Annotated in this window: 1 pseudogene; it reads left to right on the forward strand. The window is 56.9% G+C overall.

Going from position 1 to position 541, the window contains the following annotated elements:
- Positions 1-104 precede the first annotated feature (104 nt).
- Positions 105-541 (forward strand): annotated as a pseudogene (locus R7Q11_RS28810) (hypothetical protein); the annotation flags it as partial.

Here is a 541-nt window from a genome sequence, read left to right on the forward strand (position 1 = left end):
AGCACGCGGGCAAACCATGTCGACTCACTGCCAGCCATTTGCACTACATCATCAAGCTACTTGTCGACCAACACCAGCTTCAAACGGACGATGGGAAGCCGCTCATGTTGAACGTCACTCGGTTGCGTCAGACGCTCCTGAATCGCGTGTGGGAGATGTCCGGCCAAGATCCGTTGATCACGGCCAGAACGGGACGACACACCGTTCAGACCGGCAATGCCCACTACTGGGAAGCACCACCAGAAGCGGAAACCAATATGCGTTTTTTAGGCGAGGCGCGTGTTCAAGAGCTTCTTAGCAAGCCGAATATCATCGCCAGTGATCGGACGCCCGTTGCGTCATGCCAGGATGTCCGCCGAGGGCACCGATCCCCGAAAAACGGCGAGCCCTGTCAGGACTATCTGGGCTGTTTCCGGTGCAAGAGCTTTGTGGTGACCGGCGATGACCTGTATCGACTGTTCAGCTTCTACTGGGCCGCCCTGCGCAACTACGACACCTTTGGGGGCAAGCGCTGGACGAAATACCTAAAGCAAGTCATCCG

Source organism: Vibrio sp. 970 (assembly GCF_033339075.1).